This window comes from Bradyrhizobium valentinum (genome assembly GCF_001440405.1).
GTDB classification, from domain to species: domain Bacteria; phylum Pseudomonadota; class Alphaproteobacteria; order Rhizobiales; family Xanthobacteraceae; genus Bradyrhizobium; species Bradyrhizobium valentinum.
The window spans coordinates 1-1,048 of sequence record NZ_LLXX01000057.1 but is presented as its reverse complement, the minus strand read 5'-3'; the positions used below and the strand labels follow the sequence as shown (position 1 = coordinate 1,048).

The 1,048-nt window shown below is 56.2% G+C and carries 2 pseudogenes; both read left to right on the top strand.

Annotation, left to right across the window (positions count from 1 at the left end):
- Positions 1-444: pseudogene (locus CP49_RS45860) on the top strand (alpha-1,4-glucan--maltose-1-phosphate maltosyltransferase); the annotation flags it as partial.
- A gap of 5 nt (positions 445-449) precedes the next feature.
- Positions 450-1,048, top strand: a pseudogene (locus tag CP49_RS09740) (alpha-amylase); the annotation flags it as partial.

Below are 1,048 nucleotides of genomic sequence, written 5' to 3'. Positions count from 1 at the left end.
CTCGAGCATGAGCCGATACCGGGCCGCGAGGAGTATCTTAATTCCGAAAAATACGAATTGAAATCCCGCGATTGGGACAAGCCCGGAAACATCAAGCCTTATATCACCCAGATCAATCGTATCCGGCGCGAAAATCCGGCACTGCAGCAGACGTCCGCGATCCATTTTCTGCCCGTGGAGGACAACTCGGTCATCGCCTACGTCAAACATTCCGCGGATCAGACCAACGTGGTCGTGACAGTCATCGCGTTGACGGGTGATTTCCGGGAATTCTGGCTCCCACTTGGTGATGTGCAGGTGCGACTAGGCCGCGGCGACTTGAAGCCGGTGACCGCGCTCGAAAACCTCAAATCCGGTCCGACCGCGCCTGTTACCTATGGCGGTATGCGGCTTTGGATCGACCCTGTGCACGATCCTGTGCTGCTTTTCCGGTGCTTGGGTTAACGGACATGGGCGCCGCCGGTGAAACCCTTGCATTCTTGGACATACCGGAGGGTTCTTCATGGGTCGCAAATAGCAAGCTAACCGCAGCTCTCGAAACACATTTTCTTCCTGCCTATCTTTCCAAGGCGAGGTGGTTCCCTGGTAACTCTGAAACGCGGATTAAGCCCAAGATCATTGCACGTCTTCCTTTCGCGGGGGACTCAACCAATTTCGTCATTATCGAAACCAATCATCACGCGCGTTATCTTTTGCCTTTACGGGTCGACTGGTCCGTTGATGCGGGGCCCGAATTGGATAAATCCATCGTGGCCTGTTTGCACCAGGGCGAGCGCGAAGGTTTACTGCGCGATGTCGCCGCTGATCCCGATTTCATCCGGCAGCTCCTTGATCACCTCCGGCGGGAGGCTTCCGTTGCGGGCTCGGGCTGGAGGCTGGACTTCAAGCCCACGAGCAAACTTGGGAGCCAGCCTCTGAGTACCCCTTCCCGGATCCGCGCAATTCAAGGCGAGCAATCTAACAGTACGGCGCTGGTTGATCAGGACTATGTCGTCAAGCTGTACCGCCAAATCGAGCCCGGCCAAAACTCCGAAGTCGAGATGGGACA